Annotated in this window: 17 protein-coding genes and 1 pseudogene; 9 read left to right on the top strand and 9 right to left on the bottom strand. The window is 63.8% G+C overall.

The features are described from left to right. Positions 1-156 (top strand): annotated as a pseudogene (locus tag AB5Y48_RS14825) (IS4 family transposase); the annotation flags it as partial. Positions 157-188: 32 nt separating this feature from the next. Here AB5Y48_RS14825 and nrdG read toward each other — a convergent pair. Beyond that, positions 189-680, bottom strand: coding sequence for an anaerobic ribonucleoside-triphosphate reductase-activating protein (gene nrdG / locus AB5Y48_RS14830; protein WP_060588319.1), 492 nt, complete (start codon positions 678-680; stop codon positions 189-191). 70 nt (positions 681-750) lie between these two features. Continuing rightward, a complete protein-coding gene (gene nrdD, locus AB5Y48_RS14835) occupies positions 751-2,868 on the bottom strand; it encodes an anaerobic ribonucleoside-triphosphate reductase (protein ID WP_050666662.1) in 2,118 nt (705 codons plus the stop codon). 412 nt (positions 2,869-3,280) lie between these two features. Here nrdD and AB5Y48_RS14840 point away from each other — a divergent pair, with 412 nt between their 5' ends. Continuing rightward, positions 3,281-4,252, top strand: coding sequence for an ABC transporter substrate-binding protein (locus tag AB5Y48_RS14840; protein ID WP_368164946.1), 972 nt, complete (start codon positions 3,281-3,283; stop codon positions 4,250-4,252). A 30-nt stretch (positions 4,253-4,282) separates the two neighbouring features. On the opposite strand, the gene ligA is transcribed toward AB5Y48_RS14840, so the two are convergent. From ligA to AB5Y48_RS14855, 3 genes are all read right to left on the bottom strand, one after another. Then, positions 4,283-6,295: an NAD-dependent DNA ligase LigA gene (ligA, locus tag AB5Y48_RS14845; RefSeq protein ID WP_136614132.1), complete on the bottom strand. Its 2,013-nt coding sequence runs from the start codon at positions 6,293-6,295 to the stop codon at positions 4,283-4,285. 80 nt (positions 6,296-6,375) lie between these two features. Then, positions 6,376-7,470 carry a cell division protein ZipA gene (zipA, locus tag AB5Y48_RS14850; RefSeq protein ID WP_368164948.1) on the bottom strand — a complete coding sequence of 365 codons (1,095 nt, stop codon included), beginning with the start codon at positions 7,468-7,470 and terminating at the stop codon, positions 6,376-6,378. Between the two features lie 15 nt (positions 7,471-7,485). Continuing rightward, positions 7,486-10,842: an AAA family ATPase gene (locus tag AB5Y48_RS14855; protein ID WP_368164949.1), complete on the bottom strand. Its 3,357-nt coding sequence runs from the start codon at positions 10,840-10,842 to the stop codon at positions 7,486-7,488. Positions 10,843-10,941: 99 nt separating this feature from the next. On the opposite strand from AB5Y48_RS14855, the gene cysZ reads away from it, so the two are divergent. Further along, positions 10,942-11,709, top strand: coding sequence for a sulfate transporter CysZ (gene cysZ, locus AB5Y48_RS14860; protein WP_136614133.1), 768 nt, complete (start codon positions 10,942-10,944; stop codon positions 11,707-11,709). Between the two features lie 117 nt (positions 11,710-11,826). Then, positions 11,827-12,441: a trimeric intracellular cation channel family protein gene (locus AB5Y48_RS14865; protein WP_050666656.1), complete on the top strand. Its 615-nt coding sequence runs from the start codon at positions 11,827-11,829 to the stop codon at positions 12,439-12,441. An 81-nt stretch (positions 12,442-12,522) separates the two neighbouring features. On the opposite strand, the gene AB5Y48_RS14870 is transcribed toward AB5Y48_RS14865, so the two are convergent. The 3 genes from AB5Y48_RS14870 to AB5Y48_RS14880 all read right to left on the bottom strand — a co-directional run bounded on the left by AB5Y48_RS14870 (position 12,523) and on the right by AB5Y48_RS14880 (position 14,654). After that, positions 12,523-12,981, bottom strand: a complete 459-nt coding sequence (locus AB5Y48_RS14870) for a methylglyoxal synthase (RefSeq protein ID WP_050666655.1) — start codon at positions 12,979-12,981, stop codon at positions 12,523-12,525. A gap of 107 nt (positions 12,982-13,088) precedes the next feature. Next, the gene (locus tag AB5Y48_RS14875) at positions 13,089-13,481 is read right to left on the bottom strand and encodes a hypothetical protein (protein WP_224160202.1); all 393 of its coding nucleotides are present in this window, start codon (positions 13,479-13,481) and stop codon (positions 13,089-13,091) included. 9 nt (positions 13,482-13,490) lie between these two features. Then, positions 13,491-14,654: an FAD-dependent oxidoreductase gene (locus AB5Y48_RS14880; RefSeq protein WP_368164994.1), complete on the bottom strand. Its 1,164-nt coding sequence runs from the start codon at positions 14,652-14,654 to the stop codon at positions 13,491-13,493. A 207-nt stretch (positions 14,655-14,861) separates the two neighbouring features. On the opposite strand from AB5Y48_RS14880, the gene miaB reads away from it, so the two are divergent. The 5 genes from miaB (at position 14,862) to lnt (ending at position 20,354) form a co-directional block, all read left to right on the top strand. Further along, positions 14,862-16,295 (top strand): tRNA (N6-isopentenyl adenosine(37)-C2)-methylthiotransferase MiaB, encoded by a 1,434-nt coding sequence (miaB, locus tag AB5Y48_RS14885; RefSeq protein ID WP_368164951.1) that lies wholly within the window; start codon positions 14,862-14,864, stop codon positions 16,293-16,295. A gap of 52 nt (positions 16,296-16,347) precedes the next feature. Next, positions 16,348-17,406, top strand: coding sequence for a PhoH family protein (locus AB5Y48_RS14890; protein WP_050666652.1), 1,059 nt, complete (start codon positions 16,348-16,350; stop codon positions 17,404-17,406). Next, positions 17,403-17,867, top strand: coding sequence for an rRNA maturation RNase YbeY (ybeY, locus tag AB5Y48_RS14895; protein ID WP_050666651.1), 465 nt, complete (start codon positions 17,403-17,405; stop codon positions 17,865-17,867). Before AB5Y48_RS14890 ends, ybeY begins: the two co-directional genes overlap by 4 nt. Before the next feature lie 72 nt (positions 17,868-17,939). After that, a complete protein-coding gene (gene corC, locus AB5Y48_RS14900) occupies positions 17,940-18,818 on the top strand; it encodes a CNNM family magnesium/cobalt transport protein CorC (protein ID WP_050666650.1) in 879 nt (292 codons plus the stop codon). A 3-nt stretch (positions 18,819-18,821) separates the two neighbouring features. Next, positions 18,822-20,354 carry an apolipoprotein N-acyltransferase gene (lnt, locus tag AB5Y48_RS14905; RefSeq protein ID WP_050666649.1) on the top strand — a complete coding sequence of 511 codons (1,533 nt, stop codon included), beginning with the start codon at positions 18,822-18,824 and terminating at the stop codon, positions 20,352-20,354. Between the two features lie 54 nt (positions 20,355-20,408). Here the strand turns inward: lnt and AB5Y48_RS14910 are convergent, their stop codons facing one another. Then, positions 20,409-20,891 carry a zinc ribbon-containing protein gene (locus AB5Y48_RS14910; protein WP_050666648.1) on the bottom strand — a complete coding sequence of 161 codons (483 nt, stop codon included), beginning with the start codon at positions 20,889-20,891 and terminating at the stop codon, positions 20,409-20,411. Positions 20,892-20,903 lie beyond the last annotated feature (12 nt).

The raw sequence follows: 20,903 nt of genomic DNA on the forward strand, positions 1-20,903 counted from the left end.
GGGAATATCCCTAAGCGGGTGGCGGAGTTGGAGAAACAAGCGGGGCAGTTTGTGTTACCCGATAGGATGGAGCGAAGTTACCCCCGCTGCGTGAAGCCAAGACCGCAGAAGTACAGCGTAAAAAAATCCAATAAAAACAATGCCAGTCAGTCTTAACTGACTGGCATTAGGGCGAACGCCCGGTTTTTTTATTGCTCGCCGTCGCTCTCGTCCCCGAGCCGAAAGCGATGAATGATCTGGTTGCTACTACCACGCCACACCAGGCCCGGATCGGCCAACGCTTGCTCGAAGCGGCCATCGACCAGGGTGTCGATGAGGCTCACTACCTCCTGCTGGGCCGCCGTGAGCTCGTCGAGGCGATAACCGGTCCAACACCAGATGTCCTTGTCCGGGCACTCGGCGCGCACCCGTTTCACCAGGGCCAGCACGTCGGCCAGGTTGGCCGGGTGAAGCGGGTCGCCACCGGAGAGCGAGAGGCCACGGCGCTTGATGCGGGTATCGCTTAAATCGGCGATCACCCGATCGCTCATGGCCCGATCGAAGGGATGACCGCTGTCGAGGCGCCAGGTGGACTGGTTGTAACAGCCCCGACACTGGTGCTCGCAGCCCGATACAAACAGGGTAGCCCGGGTGCCCGGGCCATTGATCACATCGACCGGGTAGTACTGGTGGTAATGCACGGCGTGCTCCTCGCTCTTGCCCATGAAAAAGGCCCCTCTCGGTCGGGGCCTCATTGCCATCAAAGGCCGCTTACATGTGTTTAACCCGGCGCTTGACCTCTTCCTGCTTGCCCGCATTGAAGGGACGGGCATCCGGGCTACCGAGGTAGCCACACACCCGGCGGGTCACCGACACCTTGGCGGGATCGTGGTTACCGCAGCGCGGACAGGTGAAGCCCTTGGAGGTGCACTCGAACTCGCCGGTGAAACCACAGTCGTAGCACTCGTCGATGGGGGTGTTGGTGCCATAGTAGGGCACCTTGTCGTAGCTGTAGTCCCATACGTTCTCCAGCGCCTCCAGATTGTGCTGGATGTTGGGATACTCCCCGTAACAGATGAAGCCACCGCTGGCGATGGGCGGATAGGGGGCCTCGAAGTCGATCTTGTCGTAGGGGTTGACCTGCTTCTCCACATCGAGGTGGAAGCTGTTGGTGTAGTAACCCTTGTCGGTCACCCCCGGCACCACACCGAACTCCTTGGCATCGACGCGGCAGAAACGGGTGCAGAGGTTCTCGCTCGGGGTGGAGTAGAGGCTAAAGCCATAGCCGGTCTCACGCTTCCATCCGTCGACCGCATCGCGCAGGCGCTGCACGATGGCCACCGCCTTCTGGCGCAGGGTCTCGTCGTCAAAGACGTGAACCTGGTTGCCAAACAGGGCGTTGATGGTCTCGTGAAGGCCGATATAGCCCAGCGAAATGGAGGCACGACCGTTTTTGAAGATCTCGCTGATGTTGTCATCGGCCTTGAGGCGCACACCGCAGGCCCCTTCCATATAGAGGATGGGGGCGACCCGGGCCTTGACCCCGTCGAGGCGCTCGATGCGGTACATCAGTGCCTTTTTGGCAACCCGCAGGGCGGCATCGAGACGATCAAAGAAGTCTGCCTCGTCGCGAGCCTGCAGGGCGATGCGCGGCAGGTTGAGGCTCACTACCCCCAGGTTGTTGCGCCCCTCGTGAATGAGCTCGCCATTCTCCTCGTAGGCACCGAGGAAGGAGCGACATCCCATGGGAGTCTTGAAGGAGCCGGTCACCTTGACCACCTGGTCGTAGTTGAGGATGTCCGGGTACATGCGCTTGGAGGCGCACTCCAGGGCCAGCTGCTTGATGTCGTAGTTGGGATCGCCCGGCCGATGGTTGAGACCATCCCTGATGGCAAACACCAGTTTCGGGAAGACCGCGGTCTTTTTGTTCTTGCCAAGGCCGGCGATGCGGTTTTGCAAGATGGCGCGCTGGATCATCCGCGACTCCCAGCTCTCGCCAAGGCCAAAGCCGAAGGTAACAAACGGGGTCTGGCCGTTGGCGGTGTGCAGGGTATTCACCTCGTACTCGAGGGACTGGAAGGCGTCATAGCACTCCTTCTCGGTACGGGCCATGGCATAGCCTTCGGCGTCCGCAATGCCCCACTCCTGTGCCACCTCGCGGTGCTTCTCCCAGCTGATGGTCACGTAGGGGGCCAGCACCTCATCGATACGGTTGATGGTGGTGCCGCCATAGATGTGGCTCGCCACCTGGGCGATGATCTGGGCAGTGACCGCGGTGGCGGTGCTGATGGATTTGGGGGTGTCGATCTCGGCGTTGCCCATCTTGAAGCCGTGGGTCAACATTCCCTTCAGATCGATCAACATGCAGTTGAACATGGGAAAGAAGGGGGAGTAATCGAGATCGTGGAAGTGCAGCGCCCCGCTCTCGTGGGCCTGTACCACATCGCGCGGCAGCATGTAGGTGGTGGCATAGTGCTTGGCCACGATCCCTGCCAGCAGGTCGCGCTGGGTCGGGATCACCTTGGAATCCTTGTTGGCGTTCTCGTTGAGCAGGGCGGCATTGGTCTGCTCCACCAGGCCGCGGATCTCGCGGGCCAGGCGGCCACGGGTCTCGCGCTCGCGATCCCGGTCGTGACGGTATTCGATGTAGACGCGGGCGATCTCCTTGTGATCCGAGGCCATCAGGCGGTTTTCCACCAGAGTCTGGATCTCGTGAATGTCCACCTCACCGCGCCCTTCAAGCTCCAGGCAGACCTGGGCAGCAATCTCTTCGGCCAACTCACGCTGGGGATGAGCGACGGCCTCGGCAGCCCGGGCGACCGCCTCGACAATCAGATTGGCATCAAATGGTGCTCGGCAGCCATCGCGCTTGATCACAACCGGTTTCATGATTCATTCCCCGTAAAAAACCGGCCTGCCAGCCGGTGTCGCCCTTGAATGGTTCACGTCAGCGCCCGGCCCTGGACGCAGCAGACCGTATCCCGGCTAGAGAAAACCCGGACACAGTGCAGACGAGAACAGCTTATGCACAACTTATAAACACAACATATAGGTGAAAAACAAAATGGCGCAACTATATGTTGGGTGTATTAGGCCCGAAACGATCGCCGGGAATATTGATCCAGAACAGGTTTTTGAAACCCTGGCCAGGGCGCAACCAGCGCCATAAGAACCCCACGCAACAGCAGGGCAGAGCCCGCTTGGGCTGCATGGATTGCAAGAGGAAATGAAAAAAAACTCGCCCGTCGGTAAAGGGCGACAAGGGCGTTTATGCTCAACAGACGCTTAGGGAGATCACCTCATGAAACCCATGCTACTTCTGCTGTTGCTCATCACGGTTCAGAGTGTGCAAGCCGGCAAGCTGCTTATCATCAGCAGCTACCACCCCGACTATGCCTGGGACATCAGTTACAACCAGGGTGTGCTGAGCCAGCTCAAGGGTCACCACGAGATAAGCCGCTTCTATCTCGACACCAAGCGCCTTCCCCGCGAGCGCTTCGATCAGCAGGCGGCCGATGCCCTGGCCTTCTATCACAAGGTCAGGCCAGACTGGGTCTTGCTCTCGGATGATAACGCCATCAACTATCTGGCCCACCCCATCGCCGATGCAGGTACTCCCGTGGTCTTTCTCGGCATGAACGAGAACCCGCGCCACAAGGAGCTGCTGGGACGAAAAAACGTCACGGGCGTGCTGGAGCGCCCCCTGCTCAAGCGCAATATTCAGGAGATGTCGCGCATGATGGGGGGGCTCGACAAGGTGCTTGTCTTATTCGACTCCAGTGACGTGTCACTGGCCTCGGTGGATGACGAGTTTCGAACCCAGACCAACCTGAACATAGGGCAAACCCAGGTCACCATAGAGTTGATCGGCAACTACCCGCTCTGGCAGAAGCGGCTGCAGGAATCCAAAGAGCAGGGGTATCAGGCCATCTTTATCGGCCTCTATCACACCCTGACTGACGCGCAGGGGAGACACGTCAGTGAGAAGGAGGTACTGGACTGGAGCAATCACCACGCCCCCCTCCCCCTGTTCTGCTTCTGGGAGTTTACCGTTGGCCAGGGCAAGGCGGCCGGGGGGCTGGTGCTGGACGGGCGAGAGCAGGGCATGATGGCAGCCGGTCTGCTCAATGCCATCATGGACGGTGCCCGGCCAGAGAGCATCTCCCCCCGGGCCGCACAGCGGGGCAAGTATGTTTTCAGCCGCAGTGAATTGGCGCGCTGGAAGCTGACACCACCGGAGCGATGGGCCCACAAGGTGGAGTGGCTGGAATAACAGAGGGCCCCGTCAAGGGGCCCTCTCGCATCATGCCTGCTCTGCCAGGGCCTGCTGCAACTCGGCCTCGGTCCAGATGGTGATGCCAAGCTCCTGGGCCTTGGCAAGCTTGGAGCCCGCCGCCTCCCCCGCCACCAGCACGTTGGTCTTGGCCGAGACCGAGCCTGCCACCTTGGCGCCGAGTGCCTGCAGGGCCGCCTTGGCGTCATTGCGCGACAGGGCGGTGAGGGTGCCGGTCAGCACGAAGGTCTTGCCGGCAAACGGCTGCTCGCTGACCTCCTTCTTCTCGATGGCCGGCCAGTGAATGCCTGCAGCCAGCAGGGCCTCGAGCACCTCGATGTTGTGAGGTTGTCGCAGGAAGAACCAGACGTGTTTGGCCACCACCTCACCCACGTCGGCCACCTCGAGCAGTTGCTCGACCGAGGCGGCACGCAGGGCCTCCAGGGTGAGGAAGTGGTTGGCCAGATTGAGGGCCGTGGCTTCCCCCACCTCACGAATTCCCAGGGCAAACAGGAAGCGCGGCAGGGTGGTGCTGCGCGCCTTGTCGATGGCGGCCACCAGATTCTGGGCCGACTTGGGCCCCATTCGCTCCAGGCGGGCCAACACGATGGCGTTAAGCCCAAACAGGTCGGCCGGGGTCTTCACCAGCTCCCGCTCAACCAGCTGATCGACGATCTTGTCGCCCAGCCCCTCGATGTCCATGGCGCGGCGCGCCGCGAAGTGCTTGAGAGCCGCCGCCCGCTGGGCGCCGCAGAAGAGACCGCCGGAGCAGCGAGCCACCGCCTCCCCCTCGATACGCTCGATGGCCGAGCCACACACAGGGCAGGCGTCCGGGAACAAGATGGTGCGGGCATCCGCAGGACGCTTGGCCTCGACCACAGAGACCACCTGGGGGATCACGTCGCCGGCGCGGCGCACGATCACGGTGTCGCCGATCATGACGCCGAGGCGCGCTATCTCGTCGCCGTTGTGCAAGGTGGCGTTGGAGACGGTAACGCCGCCGACGAAGACGGGCTTGAGCTTGGCGACCGGGGTGATGGCGCCGGTGCGGCCGACCTGGAACTCCACGTTCTCAAGCTCGGTCATCTCCTCCTGGGCGGGGAACTTGTGGGCGGTGGCCCAACGGGGCGCGCGCGCCACAAAACCCAGCTCCTGCTGCAGGGCAATGTCGTCCACCTTGTAGACCACCCCGTCGATCTCGTAGGGAAGCCGGTCCCGACGGGCCAGGATGTCGTCGTGAAACGCCTGGCAGCCGGCGGCGCCCTCTTTCAGTTTCACCTCGGGGCTAAGGGGCAGCCCCCATGCCTGTAGCTGTTGCAAGCGACCAAAGTGAGAGCCTCCCAGCTCGTCGCCACCGACCCCCACCCCATAGGCGTAGAAGTCGAGGGGACGGGAGGCGGTGATGCGGGAATCGAGCTGGCGCAGGCTGCCGGCGGCGGCGTTGCGCGGGTTGACGAACACCTTCTCGCCGGCGGCCAGGGCCCTGGCGTTCATCGCCTCAAACCCGGCCCTGGGCATAAACACCTCGCCGCGCACCTCGAGGCGTGCCGGCCAGCCAGCGCCGCTGAGGCGCAGGGGAATGGTGCGGATGGTGCGCACGTTCTCGGTGATCTCCTCCCCCGTGCTGCCATCGCCCCGGGTGGCGGCGCGCAGCAGCAGGCCATCCACATAGAGCAGGCTCACCGCCAGACCATCGAGCTTGGGCTCGCAGCAGAAGGTGAAGGTGTGGGAGCGCTTGAGCCTGTCCTGCATCCGTTGTTCGAAGGCCAGCAGCTCCTCGTCACTGAAGACGTTGTCGAGACTCAGCATGGGGATCTCGTGGGTCACCTGGGCAAAGGCCGACAGGGGAGCCGCACCGACACGCTGGCTGGGGGAATCGGGAGTGCGCAGCTCGGGATGCTCGGCCTCGAGGGCCAGCAGCTCGCGCATCAGGCGGTCATACTCAGCGTCGGTGACGGTCGGGGTGTCCAGCACATAGTACTGATGGCCATACTCGGTCAGCTGTTGGCTTAGTTGGCGGTGACGGGTCTGATAATCGCTCATCGTCTTCTTTCCGGGGTCCAGAAATGACGATGCGGCACCAAAGTACCGCATCGGGAAGGGTCATGGGTTCAACGCTTGCCTCAGTCGCGGCTTGCCTCGTAGGCGGCCAGCTCACGGCGGCAACGATCGATGGTCTCGTCGCTGAGGGGGCTGCGCTCCATGTCGGTCAGCATGGCGTCGAGATCGCTGGCCAGCTGATCGGCGGTGCGCAGCATCTCTTCAAACGCCAGAGCGGCGTTGCTGCGCAGGGGCAGTTGCATAAACAGCGACACCCCCGGAGTGGTGAACTGCTCCATCCGGTAGGGGTTGAAGGTACCCGGCTTGACCATGTTGATGATGGAGAAGAGCACCTCGCCGTGACCGTCGGCATCCTCGTGGCGGTGGAAGATCTCCATCTCGCCGAACTTGAAGCCGGTCGCCAGCAGGGAGGAGAGCAGGGTGCCCCCTTCCAGCTCGCGGCCGGGACGAGCCATCAGGTTCATCACGTAGACGTCCTGCCAGGTCTTCTCGACCGGCGCACGTACCGGTTCGGGCTCATAGGGGGGCTCGGCACGCAGTGCGGGCTCGGGCTCATAACGGGGCTCGGCGCGCAGCTCGGGTTCGGGCTCATAGGCCGGCGGTTGCGGCTCCTCGTCGAGGGGCGCACTCATCACGGGCTCGCGCTGGGGACGGCTGCGGGGCTGTACCGGTGTGCGGCGAATCACGGGCGAGGGCTTGCGCACCGGCGCAGGCTCTGGTTGAACCTCATCGTCCTCCTCCGGCTCGGGCTCATAGGCGGGGGGGCTCATGCGCGGAGCCGGCTCGGCATAGGCCGGTTCAGCCGGACGCGGCTGACGGGCATAGGCAGGCTCGACACGAGGCTGAGGCTCGAGAGGCGGCAGCTCGTCTTCGTCGTCCTCTTCCTCGCGGCGATAGATGGGGGGGGCACGGCGAGCCGGCTTGGGCTCCTCCGGCTGCATCTTGGGCTCGGCGCGACGGCTGCTGACCACCCGCACCTGACCGATGCCATCATCATCGAAACTGTCGTCATCGCGGGAGCGGGTCTCGACCCGGCCGAGAGGCTTCTCCTTGATGGGCGACTTGCGATTCTTTCTGTTAGTCCACAACCCGTGAATGAGCAATGCCGCGATGGCAATCCCGCCCAAGGCAACCAAGATGTAGCGCAATTCCTGCATTAGCTGCTTCTCTTTCTAGTTTTGCTCAGCCAGAGCGACGGCTTCACCAATATCAACCGAGACGATGCGGGATACCCCGGGCTCTTGCATCGTCACGCCGACCAGCTGCTCGGCCATCTCCATGGAGACCTTATTATGACTGATGTAAACGAACTGTACTGTGCTCGACATCTCTTTGACAAGAGAACAGAAGCGACCCACGTTCACTTCATCGAGCGGTGCATCCACCTCATCCAGCATACAAAAAGGTGCTGGATTGAGTCTGAAGATGGCAAAAACCAGCGCAAGCGCGGTCAGTGCCTTCTCCCCTCCAGACAACAGGGCGATGGTAGCATTCTTTTTCCCCGGTGGTCTCGCCATGATGGTGACCCCGGCCTCCAGCAGATCGTCGGAAGTGAGTTCGAGCCAGGCGCTCCCCCCCCCAAATACCTTTGGAAACAGCGATTTTAAATCTTCGTTGACCTTATCGAAAGTGTCTCGGAAGCGGATTTGTGTCTCCCGGTCGATTCTTTTGATGGCCTGCTCCAGGGTTTCGAGGGCCTGTTCGAGGTCCTGGCACTGGTTTTCCATGTATTCGGCGCGGGTGCGCGCCTCTTCATACTCCTCGAGCGCCGCCAGGTTGATAGCGCCCAGTGCCGTCACCTGCTCCTCCAGAGCCTGGATCTCCTGACGCAGCTTGCCGCGATCCGCCTGTAGCAGGGCGGCCTGATCGAGATCGGCAAAGCGCACCCCCAGCTCCTCGAACTGCTCGTGCAGCGCCTGCCGGCGAGTGAGCAGTCGCTCTCGCTCCAGCCTTAGCTGTGCCAACTTCTCTTGCAGCCCCACCAGAGACTTGTGATCCTCCTGGCGACGTTTGTCGAGGGCCGTCAGCTCACTTTCGAGGTGGGCCAGCGCCTGGTGGGTGGTCAGTTGCTCCGCCTCCAGCCGGCGCTGGGTCTCGAGCAGGGGGGCCAGATCCACCGCCTCATCGCGCTCGGGCAGGGCCAACTGCGCGTGCTCTTCGCGTACCCGGACCAGCTCGGTGCGATGGAGCTCGCACAGATGGCGGCAGCTCTCCCGCTCCTGCTGCAGACGCTGGGCATCGGAGTGGGCGCGCTCCCTGGCCTGCCTGGCCTGCTCCAGACTCTCGTCGAGCCCCTGCTGCTCCCGCTGCGCCCGCTGCAGCGCCTCATCCTCTCCCCGGCTCTGCCACTCCTCGAGGCGCTCCTCGGCCAGCAACTTGGCCTCACTGGCCGCCTCCTGACGCGCCTGCTCGGTCACGAGCTCTTCATCCAGACGAGCGAGCTCACCGGCGATACGCCGATGACGCTCGCCACGCTCGCTCTGGCGCCCCTCCTCGAGTCGCCACAGCTCCCGCGCCTGCTGCAGACCCAGCTCGGCTTCGCGCAGCCGCGCCGTCGTCTGCGCCAGCGCCTCGTCAGCACTCGCCGCCATCACCCCGGCCTGCTCGTGCAGGGCTTCGAGGCGCAGTGACTCGGCCTCCAGATGCACCGCCTCGCCGGCCAGTCGTTCACTCTCGGCCTGCAAGGACAAGCGCCCCAAACGCTGGCTCTGTCCAAGATCGGCCCAGTTACGGCCAAACCACTCCCCGAGCGGGGTGATCACCGACTCGCCCTGCGCCAGCGTGGGTCGCAGGGCAAGGGCAGCCGCCCTGTCCGGCGCGGTGCGAATGGTATTGATAAAATCCGGCAGATAGTCGCCCCTGACCCGCTCAGCCAGCGAGCCGGCGGCGGGAGGGACGGCCCGACCCACAAAGCGCCCCTGCACGATCTCATGGTCGGACTCGCCCGTGGTGGCGCCCAGCCAGTGACCGAGTACCTTGTCGAGGGCCTGGGCCCAGGCCTGGTCCAGAGTGAGGTGATCCCCAAGCCCCTCCTGCGGCTCCTCGCCGAGCAGGGCCTCCAGGGTCTGCAGGCGCGCCCTGTGCTCGCGCAGGGCACCCAGGGCACCCTGCCAGCGGGTCTGAGCCTCCCGCAGCCCGCTCTGACACTGGCTCTGCCTGACGGCGGCGCCGGCGTGGTTCGCCTGGGCTGCAGCGAGCGCCGCCTCGAGAGGGGGAAGAGGACTCGGGGAGACCCCCATGACGGGTTCGCCCCGCTCGTCTTCGAGCTTGAGGCGGGCGAGACGGATGCGGGCCAACAGCTCTTGCCGGTGGCTGACCTCGGCGTTGAGGCGAGTCAGCTCCCCTTGCAGCTCCCCGAGGCGCAGTTGCCACTGCTCGCGCAACCCGCGCAGCTGCACGACCCGCTCCTGACCTGCCTGCTGACGCCCTTGGGCCTCCTCCTGGCGGGCCTGGGCCTCCTCGAGGAGCAGCTCGGCCCTCTCTCCCTCCAGCTGCAGCTCGCCCAGCCGCGCCTCTTCCCGGGCCAACTGCTGCCCCAGGTGGTGCATACGCTCGGCCAGGGCGGCACGCCGACGCTGCCACTCCCTGCCCTGCTCGGCCCGGTGCAGGGTCTGCTGCTCGAGACGGGCGATGGCCTGACCACCGAGGAAGATCTGCTGCTGACGTTCGGCCTGCTCGGCCTGGCGCTCCTGGCGGGCGGTGGCAAGAGTCAGGGCTTGGGCCTCGTCGTGGGTGCGGCGGGCATCGAGGGCCGCCAGGGCCTGCTCATGTTCGGCGAGGGCCCCTTTGATCTCGACCAGCCGGTTTTCGATACTCCACAGCTCGGAGCCGATCAGTTCGCTGCGTGCCGCCCGGCTGCGTCCCTTGAGCTGACGATAGCGCTCGGCCGTCTCGGCCTGGGCCTTGAGGTGCAAGAGCCGCTCCCCCAGCTCGCCCCGAATGTCGCCGAGGCGTTCCAGGTTGTCCCGGGTGTGACGGATGCGCTGCTCGGTCTCGCGCCGGCGCTCCTTGTAGCGCGATACCCCGGCGGCCTCCTCGAGGAACAGCTTGAGATCGGCCGGACGGGACTCCACCAGCCGGCTGACGGTGCCCTGCTCTATGATGGCGTAGCTGCGCGGGCCCAGCCCGGTGCCGAGAAAGAGGTCGGTGACATCCTTGCGCCGGCACTTCTGGCCGTTGATAAAGTAGAGGTTATTGCCATCCCGGTAGACCTCGCGGCGCACCGCTATCTCGCTGAAGCGGCCAAACTCGCCGGGTACCCGGTGATGGGGATTGTCGAAGACCAGCTCGACCGAGGCGCGGGAGTGGGGGGGTCGGTTGGTGGAGCCATTGAAGATGACGTCTGTCATGTTCTCGCCACGCAGATGGCGCGCCGAGCTCTCCCCCAATACCCAGCGCACCGCGTCGATGACGTTGGACTTGCCGCAGCCGTTGGGCCCCACGACCGCCGTCATGTCCGCCGACAGACTGATCCGGGTGGGCTCCACAAACGACTTGAAGCCGGCAAGCTTGATCGATTTCAGACGCATGGAGAGGGGCAATCGTCGAGGGAAATGGCTGGCAACTTTACCAAATCGACGGCTTGTTTGTAATATGCGGGCATCTTCCGACCCACAGATGGACTCCTGATGAAGCAACCCCTGGTGAAAGATTCGGTCAGCGGCGCAGACTACTTCCTGCGCGGCTTCTCCCTCATCCGCCAACCGGGCATCCGCACCTTCGTGCTGATCCCCCTGTTGGTCAACGTGGTGCTGTTTGCCGCCGCCTTCTATGCCCTGCTGCTGCAGCTCGATGGTCTGTTTGCCTGGCTGCACCGGCAGATCCCCGAGTGGCTCTCCTGGCTCGACTACCTGCTCTGGCCCCTGGCCCTCATCACCATACTGGTGCTCTTCTCCTTCATCTTCAGCTCGGTGGCCAACTGGATAGCGGCCCCCTTCAACGGCCTGTTGGCCGAAAAGGTGGAGCAGGCCCTGACCGGCGAGACCCCGAGCGACAGTGGCGTGATGGACGTGGTCAAGGATATCCCCCGCACCTTCGGTCGCGAATGGATCAAGCTCAAGTACTACCTGCCCAAGGCCATCGGCTGCCTGCTGCTGTTCCTCATCCCCGTGGTGGGGCAAACTCTGGCCCCCCTGCTCTGGTTCCTCTTCAGCGCCTGGATGATGGCGATCCAGTACGTGGACTATCCCTTCGATAACCACAAGATCGATTTCGTCACCATGCGCGAGGCACTCAAGGCGCGGCGGGGCAAGTGCCTGAGTTTCGGCGCCCTGGTGACCCTCTTCTCCTCTATCCCCGTGGTCAATCTCTTCGTCATGCCGGTCGCCATCTGTGGCGCCACCGCCATGTGGGTCGATCAATACCGGACACAACACCTGCCACGACGGGCAGGGTAAACAAGAGGGGCCCGTGGCGCCCCTCATCATTAGAAAAACTAACATTAATTTTTTGCATTTGCCCCACGCTCCTTGCATGAGTAGGATCCCCAGCTTTCGAATACCCTGGGATTTCTCATGCTGCACCTGCTCTTCATCATCGGCCTCATCGCCGAGGGGATGACCGGCGCCCTGGCCGCCGGTCGCCGCCGAATGGATCTCTTTGGCGTCATCATCATCGCCTCGGCCACGGCCATCGGGGGCGGCACCATCCGTGATGTGCTGCTCGGTCACTATCCTTTGCTCTGGGTGGAGCACCCGGAATACGTGCTGCTGGTGGCCGCCTCGGCCATGGCTGGCGTCGTCTCGGCGCCCCTGATGCGTTATCTCGGCAAACTCTTTCTCGCCCTCGACGCAATGGGGCTGGTGGTCTTCTCCATCTTCGGTGCGGCCCGGGCTATCGAGATGGGCCACGGCCCCGCCATCGCCTGCATCATGGCGGTGGTGACCGGCGTCTTCGGCGGCGTGCTGCGGGATCTCCTCTGTCAACGCATCCCCCTGGTGTTTCGTCGGGAGCTCTACGCCGCCGTTTCCCTCGTCACGGCCGCCCTCTACTGCCTGGCCCTGGCCCATCAGGTACCCAATGAATGGGCCGCCTTCGGTGCCATCGGCATCGGCTTCGTGTTGCGCCTGCTGGCGGTACGCTACAAGTGGGGCCTTCCGACCTTTCACTACCAGTTCGCCGCCCACTGAACGCAGAAGAGGCCAGCCGGTTCACCGGCTGGCCTCTCTCTTTGCAATCGGGTCCGAGTCGCCGCATCAACGACGCCGCACTTACTCGGTGCGCTCCTTGAGATACCCCGCATAGTCGGGGATCTCGACGGTAAAAGCGCGGTTCATGTGGGGACAGTCCATCAGGAAATCGGCGGTCGCCTCGTTGGTCGCAACCGGAATGTTCCAGACCGCCGCCAGGCGCAACAGGGCCTTCACATCCGGATCGTGGGGCACGGCGTTGAGGGGATCCCAGAAGAAGATGAGCACATCGATTTTGCCCTCGGCGATGAGGGCACCCAACTGCTGATCCCCCCCCATGGGGCCGGAGAAGAGGCAGGTAATGGGGAGCGAGGCCGCCTTGCCGAGCCGGGTACCCGTGGTACCGGTAGCATAGAGGTGGTGCAGCTTGAGCTCCTCCTTGCGCCGTAGTACCCAGCGCTGAAGAGACTCTTTCATGTTGTCGTGGGCCACCAGGGCAACCCGCTTGTGGGCCGCCATTTCGCGTGTGGTGCTGCGCATCGTCAATTCCGTCGTCAGTTGCCAAAACAGGGGGGGCCATGCTACCCGAAAGGGGAGACAACTACCCATGGCGCGTGGCGATAAGTGTGATCCTGCCGGCGCTTTACCTAGCCGCGCCCGCCCGGATAGAGGGTCATCCCCAACGCCACAGAGAGGGCGGCCAGCCTGGCCAGCAACAGGGGTGGCAGGGTGTGGATGAGGGTCTCCCCCTCCCCGCTCTCGTAGCCCATGTCGAGGCGGCGCATCTCGCAGCGCCGCCAGATTGCCGCCGAGGCGGTGGACAGGGCCTCAATATGGGCCACCAGCCTCTCGATCACCGGACCGGGCTCCTCGAGCCCTTCCCCCTCTTCACCCAGTTCGAAACGGGCCAGCCACGAGCCGCCCTCCCGGTGCAACGCCAGCCGCGACATACCCGCCAGCTCAAACTCCCTGGCCAGGGGAGTGAGATCCTCGCAAGAGGCCAGATCCAGATCCACATTCAAAAATCGGCAAGGAGTCATCCCGCTTCCCTACTGCAAGCCGAGGGCATAACGCAGGGCCAGCGCCTTGAGCGGCCCCGCCTTGTCCGCCAGATTGAGCCCCAGGTTGCGCACCACGGACAGAGGCCCGAGCCGGTTACTAAAGGCGGCGTAGAAGAGATCCATCCCCGACTGCATCAGCTGGTTGTCGGGGCGGCGGCGACGCTCATAACGGCCGGCCAGCGAGGCCTCGTGCCACAGCTCCCCGGCCCTGGCCAGCAGGTCGCACCAGCAGGCCACGTCCTTGAAGCCGAGGTTGACCCCCTGCCCCGCCAACGGATTGATGGTATGGGCGGCGTCCCCCAGCAGCACCACACGACCGGCGTGATAGCGGTTGGCATGGCGCCGCACCAGAGGAAAGCTGCCGCGCCCGGTGATCCGAAAACCGCCGAGGCGGTGTGGGAAGGCGGCCCGAACGGCCTGTTCCAGCTCGGGCAGGGTGAGCCCCATCAGCTCGCGGATGCGCGCCGGGCAGTCATACCAGACCAGGGAGCCATGCGCTCCACAAAGCGGCAGGAAGGCGCGCGGACCGCTCGGGGTAAACTGCTGCCAGGTCATATCCTGCTGTCCCTCATCGGTGTCGATGTTGATGAGCATGCAGTGCTGACGGTACTCGAAACGCGACACCCCGATGCCGGCCAGCCGGCGGGTGAGGGACTCGGCCCCGTCGCAGGCCAGCACCCAGCGGGCCCGCAGCTGGCTGCCATCATCGAGCGTCAGGGTGGCGCACTCAGGCGTCTGGGTCAGTGCCGTGATACGGGCCGGGGTCAGGGTGTGCACATTGGGCCACGCTTCCATGGCCGCCAGCAGCCCCAGCTGGATCAGGCGGTTCTCGACGATATAGCCGAGCTGGGGCAAGCCCAGATCGTCGGCACAAAAGCGGGTGGCAAAGCCCTCCCACTCCCAGGTCTCGAGGCGGCGATAGGGGCAGGCGCGCATGGCACGGGTAGCCTCCCAGGCGCCGGCTCGCTCGAGCAGAGAAACCGAGGCGGCGCTGATGGCCGAGACCCGCAGGTCCATGGGCTGGGCCGGGTCGAAGGGGGCGGGCAGCTCGGCCTCGATGACACTCACCTCGAGTCCCTGGCGCGCCAGCAGGCAGGCGGCCGCGGCGCCGACCATGCCACCGCCGACGATGGCGATATCGCAAGATTGCATCATTGATTGTTCCGTGGACGGTTCCATTGGCGGAAAGTGGGGCCATTGTAGCCTGCTTTGGAGGCTCGTGGCAGCGTGGGGGAGTCGCAAAAACCGCATGCCAGGCAGGGATTTGCCCCTCTGGATATTAACTGGTCAGAGCCACCTTTGCGGAGTAAAATGCCCGGTCCTTTGATCATGCCGACATCAACACCCGCAAGAGTAGCAATGAGCAAGAAACTTCATATCAAGACCTGGGGCTGCCAGATGAACGAGTACGACTCGTCCAAGATGGCCGACCTGCTCGACGCCAGCAACGGTTACCAGCTCACCGAAGAGCCCGAAGAGGCCGATGTGCTGTTGCTGAATACCTGCTCCATCCGTGAGAAGGCGCAGGAGAAGGTATTCCACCAGCTGGGGCGCTGGAAGCTGCTCAAGGAGAAGAATCCCGCCCTGGTGATCGGGGTAGGTGGCTGTGTCGCCTCCCAGGAGGGAGACGCCATCCGCAGCCGTGCCCCCTATGTGGACATCGTCTTTGGCCCCCAGACCCTGCACCGCCTGCCGACCATGATCAAGAGCGTCCAGGAGGGCCGCGGCGCCCAGGTGGACGTGAGCTTCCCCGAGATCGAGAAGTTTGATCGGCTGCCCGAACCCCGTGCCGAAGGCCCCACCGCCTATGTCTCCATCATGGAGGGGTGCTCCAAGTACTGCACCTACTGCGTGGTGCCCTACACCCGTGGCGAAGAGGTGAGCCGTCCCCTGGACGATGTGCTCTACGAGATCGCCCAACTCGCCGAGCAGGGGGTGCGCGAGGTCAACCTGCTGGGCCAGAACGTCAACGCCTGGCGTGGCGCCACCCATGACGACGGCATCTGCACCTTCGCCGAGCTGCTGCGCCTGGTGGCCGCCATCGACGGCATCGACCGCATTCGCTACACCACCAGCCACCCCATCGAGTTCACCGACGACATCATCGAGGTGTACAAGGATACCCCCGAGCTGGTGAGCTTCCTGCACCTGCCGGTGCAAAGCGGCTCGGACCGCATCCTGACCCTGATGAAGCGCCCCCACACGGCCCTCGAGTACAAGTCGAAGATCCGCCGCCTGCGAGCCTCCCGCCCGGACATCACCGTCAGCTCCGACTTTATCGTCGGCTTCCCCGGCGAGAGCGAGGAGGACTTCGAGGCCACCATGAGGCTCATCGAGGAGGTGGGTTTCGACATGAGCTTCAGCTTCATCTTCAGCCCGCGCCCGGGCACCCCGGCCGCCGACCTGCCGGATGATGTGGATATGGAGGTGAAGAAAGAGCGCCTCTATCGACTGCAACACGTCATCAACAACCAGGCGATGCAGCTGAGCCGCGCCATGCAGGGGTCGACCCAACGCATCCTGGTAGAGGGGCCCTCCAAGCTCAATCCCATGGAGCTGCGTGGCCGCACCGAGAACAACCGGGTGGTCAACTTCGAGGGTCCCCACAGCCTCATCGGTCACTTCGCCGACGTGGAGATCACCGAGGTGATGCCCCACTCCCTGCGCGGCCGCTTCCTGCACGGGGAAGAGGCGATGGGTCTGCGGGTCGCCACGGCACCGGGCGAGATCCTGGCCCGCCGCCCGGACAACGTGCCGGACGAGCTGGGCGTCGCCGGCTTTACCCCCCACTGATTCCATCAGCCGCCTGCCCTTCGGGCGGGCGGCTTCGTCTTGCGAGGATCCCTTGAGTCGACACATTTCTACCATCAACCTGCACCTGGAACCCGCCGACAATGCCCGGCTGGCCAGCCTGTGCGGCCCGTTCGATGACAACCTCAAGCAACTCGAGCGCCGCATGGGCGTCGAGATCAGCTATCGCAACAACCACTTCCAGATCCTGGGCAAGCCGGCCCAGGCAGAGGCTGTCGCCGCGCTGCTCAAGCAGCTCTACGTGGAGACGGCCCCGGTGCGCGGCAACCAGATCCCGGATATCGAGCCGGATCAGGTGCACCTGGCCATTCTCGGCAGCCAGGCCATGGAGCAGGATGAGGGGAGCCCGGAGCCGGGCATGAGCTGGGGCAAGGAGGTCAACATCAAGACCAAGCGCGGCATGATCAAGGCCCGCAGCCAAAACCAGTCCCAGTACATCGCCAACATAGTGCGCCACGACATCACCTTCGGCATAGGGCCGGCCGGCACCGGCAAGACCTATCTGGCGGTAGCGGCCGCGGTGGATGCCCTGGAGCGCCAGGAGATCCGCCGCATCCTGCTGACCCGCCCGGCGGTGGAAGCGGGCGAGAAGCTCGGCTTCCTGCCCGGGGATCTCTCCCAGAAGGTGGACCCCTACCTGCGCCCTCTCTATGACGCCCTGTTCGAGATGCTGGGCTTCGAGCGGGTGGAGAAACTCATCGAGCGCAACGTCATCGAGGTCGCCCCCCTCGCCTATATGCGTGGCCGCACCCTCAACGACGCCTTCATCATCCTCGACGAGGCGCAAAACACCACCACAGAACAGATGAAGATGTTCCTGACCCGTATCGGCTTCAACTCCAAGGCGGTGATCACCGGGGACATCACCCAGATCGACCTGCCACGGGGCGCCAGATCGGGGCTACGCCATGCCCTTGAGGTGCTGCAGGGGGTCGATGGACTCTCGTTTAACTTCTTCCAGTCCCAGGATGTGGTGCGCCACCCGGTGGTCGCCCGCATCGTCCAGGCCTACGAGGCATTCGATGCCGAGCTGGCCCGTCAGAAGGCCAGTGCCGACGCCGAGCGTCAGGCCAACAAGGAGAATCAGGCATGAAGGTCATGCTGGATCTGCAGCTCGCCTGCGAAAATGAACAAGGGCTGCCGAGCGAAGCCGACTTCCAGCGCTGGCTGGACGGCACTGTGCTGGGCTTTCAGCCGGAGGCCGAGGTGACCGTGCGCCTGGTAGACGAGGCAGAGAGCCAGGATCTCAACCTCACCTACCGGGGCAAGGACAAGCCGACCAACGTGCTCTCCTTCCCGTTCGAGGCTCCGCCCGGCATCGACCTGCCCCTGCTCGGGGATCTGGTGATCTGTCGCCAGGTGGTGGAGCGCGAGGCCATCGAACAGGACAAACCCCTGGAGGCCCACTGGGCACACATGGTTGTCCACGGCTGCCTGCATCTGCTAGGTTATGACCATATTGAGGACGACGAAGCCGAAGAGATGGAGCAGCTTGAGCGCGACATCATGCACGAACTGGGCTACGCCGACCCCTATGCCGATGACGAGCAGTAATCCCCTTGAAACCCTTGGGGCTTAGCCTCATATCTGCCGCATCACCCCTTAAGTGAACCATCAAGAGACAAGATGACCGACGATCACCCTAGTAGCGGCTCGCCGAAGAAGAGCTGGCTCGACAAACTCAGCCAACTGTTCCAGGGCGAGCCCAAGGACCGTAACGACCTGGTAGAAGTGATTCAGGACGCCGAAGAGCGCGATCTGATCGACCAGGATACCAAGGACATGATAGAGGGCGTGCTCGAGATCGCCGAACTGAGGGTCAGGGACATCATGATCCCCCGCTCCCAGATGGTGACTATCGAGAAGTCCCAACCCATCGAGGCCTTCCTCCCCGTCATCATCGAATCGGGTCACTCCCGCTTCCCGGTGATCAACGAAGACAAGGACCACGTGGAGGGGATCCTGCTCGCCAAAGACCTGCTCAAGGTGGGACTGGCGCAGGAGGAGGAGCCCTTCTCCATCGAGCGTTTCCTGCGCCCTGCGGTCATCGTCCCCGAGAGCAAGCGGGTCGACCGGCTGCTCAAGGAGTTCCAGGCCGAGCGCTATCACATGGCCATGGTGGTGGACGAGTTTGGCGGTGTCTCCGGTCTGGTGACCATAGAGGATATCCTCGAGCTCATCGTTGGCGAGATCGATGACGAGTTTGATGACGATGACAACGAGCCCGACGAGATCCGCCGCATCAGCAAGCGGGTCTTCTCGGTCAGCGCCCTCACCGAGATCGAGGACTTCAACGACTTCTTCGGCAGCGAGTTCAGCGACGAAGAGGTGGACACGGTGGGCGGCCTGGTGATGCATGCCTTTGGCCACCTGCCCGAGAAGGGGGAAGAGGTGGTGCTCGACGGCTATCAGTTCAAGGTGATGCACGCCGACCGTCGCCGTCTGCAGCAGTTGCAGGTTAAGATACCGGAAGACCATGTTGCCGCCCAATCAGAGCCCCAATAATCCGTGAAATCGAGACTCCTGATCACTCTTAGCGCCCTGTTGTTCGGGGCGCTCGCCGTTATGGCCTTCTCACCGTTTAACTACTGGCCTCTGGTCATTCCCTCCCTGCTCGGCCTCTATGCCCTGATCGACAGGGCCAGCCCCAGGCAGGCCGCCTGGCGTGGCTTTGGCTACGCCATGGGGATGTTTCTGCCGGGGTTGTGGTGGATCCACGTCAGCATGACCGAGTTTGGCGGCATACCCCTGCCGGTGGCCTTCGTGCTGCTGGCAGGCCTGTCGGCCTACCTGGCCCTCTACCCGATGCTGGCCTGCTGGGCCTTTGCCCGCTTCTTTCGCCAGCGCCACTGGAGTCGCTGGCTGCTCGCCTTCCCGGCCCTCTGGCTGGTAGCGGACTGGCTGCGTGGCGTGGTGCTGACCGGCTTCCCATGGCTCTGGTTTGGCTACACCCAGATCGACGGTCCTCTCAAGGGGCTGGCTCCCCTGCTCGGGGTTCAGGCCATTACCCTGGCCCTGCTGCTCACCGCCTCCAGCCTCTGGCTGTTGTGGCAGAGCCGCCGCCTCCTCTGGCTGGCGGTGCCGGCGGCCCTGGTGGCCCTGGCCATGCTCTCCATGCAGCACAGCTGGGTGACCCGCGGCGAGCCGGTCAAGGTGGCCCTGGTACAGGGCAATATCGAGCAGTCCATGAAGTGGGATCCGGAGACGCTGGTCCCCACGGTGCGCAAGTATCAGGATTTGAGCCGTCAGAACCAGGACGCCGACATCATCGTCTGGCCCGAGTCCGCCATCCCGGCCCTCGAGAAGGAGATGGTTCCCTACCTGGAGAACCTGGACAAGGCGATGAAGGTCAACGACACCGCCCTCATCGCCGGCATCATCAACTTCGACATGGACCAGCGCCGCTTCTACAACGTGGTGCTCGGCATGGGAATGACGGATCTCGACGGCAAGCAGAGCTACCACTACGAGCAGGGCAACCGCTACAACAAGGTCCACCTGCTGCCCATCGGCGAGTACGTGCCCTTCGGCGATCTGCTGCGCCCCATCGCCCCCTTCTTCAACCTGCCCATGTCCTCCTTCAGTGAAGGGGCGCCGGTGCAGGAGAACCTGCTGGCCAAGGGGCTGCGTCTGGCCACCGCCATCTGCTACGAGATCATCTTCCCCGAGGAGTTGCGCCGTAACGTGACCGAGCAGACCGACTTCCTGCTCACCGTCTCCAACGACGCCTGGTTTGGCAAGAGTATCGGCCCCTGGCAACACATGGAGATAGCCAGGATGCGGGCGCTGGAGTTCTCTCGCCCCCTGCTGCGCGCCACCAACACCGGGATCACGGTCGCCACCGAGAGCGATGGCCATATCCTTGGCCAGTTGCCCCAGTTCGAGGACGGGGTGTTGCGGGTCGAGGTTCGCCCCGCCACCGGCGCGACCCCCTACCAGCGCGTTGGCAGTTGGCCCCTCTATGGCCTCTCGGCCCTGATGCTGGGGCTGGCCCTCTGGCTGCGTCCGCGCGCTCACCCCTGGAGCGAGCGAAACGACTGAGACGCCCAATAAGAAGAGGCGCCCGCAGGCGCCTCTTCCTCTCTTGACGTCCCATCACGGTGAGAGGGGCTCGCGCACGAAGGCGGTGGCCCCGCACTGGATGCACTCACCGAGCCGCTCCGGCCTCAGCACAGTATGACGGTGGCCGCACAGGCGGCACACCATGACCCCGAGCCCGACCCAGTCACCGGACCGATACTCCCCCTTGTGCTCGAGATCGGCCGCCAGCTCGGCCCACTCCACCTGGGTGCGATCGGTCGCCTCCACCAACCAGGACCAGATGGAGTCCTTGATCAGGAGTGTGAATTCAGACTCCGGAGTATCCTGACGCCCCTCATCGAAGTTGCCCAGATCCCGCTTGACGTATTCGGCGATGAGGGCCCACTCGTCCCGGGTCAGATCGCCGGCCGCCTCCAGATAGGCCTGCACCCGGGCGATGAGCCGGTTGAGGCGCTCCTCCTGATACTGCCCGGTGGCCTCCCACTGGGCCCGCAGCTCCTCGATAAAGGCCTCGTAGCCCTTTTTCTGCTTGTCCATGGTCTCTCCCCC

Origin of the sequence: Aeromonas sp. R6-2, from assembly GCF_040908155.1 — a bacterium.
GTDB lineage: Bacteria > Pseudomonadota > Gammaproteobacteria > Enterobacterales > Aeromonadaceae > Aeromonas > Aeromonas schubertii.

What these genes read in the sequence shown, in the direction of transcription:
- nrdD (WP_050666662.1), bottom strand. Translation starts at nt 2,868, where the DNA reads ATGAAACCGGTTGTGATCAAGCGCGATGGCTGCCGAGCACCATTTGAT.
- AB5Y48_RS14840 (WP_368164946.1), top strand. Translation starts at nt 3,281, where the DNA reads ATGAAACCCATGCTACTTCTGCTGTTGCTCATCACGGTTCAGAGTGTG.
- ligA (WP_136614132.1), bottom strand. Translation starts at nt 6,295, where the DNA reads ATGAGCGATTATCAGACCCGTCACCGCCAACTAAGCCAACAGCTGACC.
- zipA (WP_368164948.1), bottom strand. Translation starts at nt 7,470, where the DNA reads ATGCAGGAATTGCGCTACATCTTGGTTGCCTTGGGCGGGATTGCCATC.
- AB5Y48_RS14855 (WP_368164949.1), bottom strand. Translation starts at nt 10,842, where the DNA reads ATGCGTCTGAAATCGATCAAGCTTGCCGGCTTCAAGTCGTTTGTGGAG.
- cysZ (WP_136614133.1), top strand. Translation starts at nt 10,942, where the DNA reads ATGAAGCAACCCCTGGTGAAAGATTCGGTCAGCGGCGCAGACTACTTC.
- AB5Y48_RS14865 (WP_050666656.1), top strand. Translation starts at nt 11,827, where the DNA reads ATGCTGCACCTGCTCTTCATCATCGGCCTCATCGCCGAGGGGATGACC.
- AB5Y48_RS14870 (WP_050666655.1), bottom strand. Translation starts at nt 12,981, where the DNA reads ATGCGCAGCACCACACGCGAAATGGCGGCCCACAAGCGGGTTGCCCTG.
- AB5Y48_RS14875 (WP_224160202.1), bottom strand. Translation starts at nt 13,481, where the DNA reads ATGACTCCTTGCCGATTTTTGAATGTGGATCTGGATCTGGCCTCTTGC.
- AB5Y48_RS14880 (WP_368164994.1), bottom strand. Translation starts at nt 14,654, where the DNA reads ATGCAATCTTGCGATATCGCCATCGTCGGCGGTGGCATGGTCGGCGCC.
- miaB (WP_368164951.1), top strand. Translation starts at nt 14,862, where the DNA reads ATGAGCAAGAAACTTCATATCAAGACCTGGGGCTGCCAGATGAACGAG.
- ybeY (WP_050666651.1), top strand. Translation starts at nt 17,403, where the DNA reads ATGAAGGTCATGCTGGATCTGCAGCTCGCCTGCGAAAATGAACAAGGG.
- corC (WP_050666650.1), top strand. Translation starts at nt 17,940, where the DNA reads ATGACCGACGATCACCCTAGTAGCGGCTCGCCGAAGAAGAGCTGGCTC.
- AB5Y48_RS14910 (WP_050666648.1), bottom strand. Translation starts at nt 20,891, where the DNA reads ATGGACAAGCAGAAAAAGGGCTACGAGGCCTTTATCGAGGAGCTGCGG.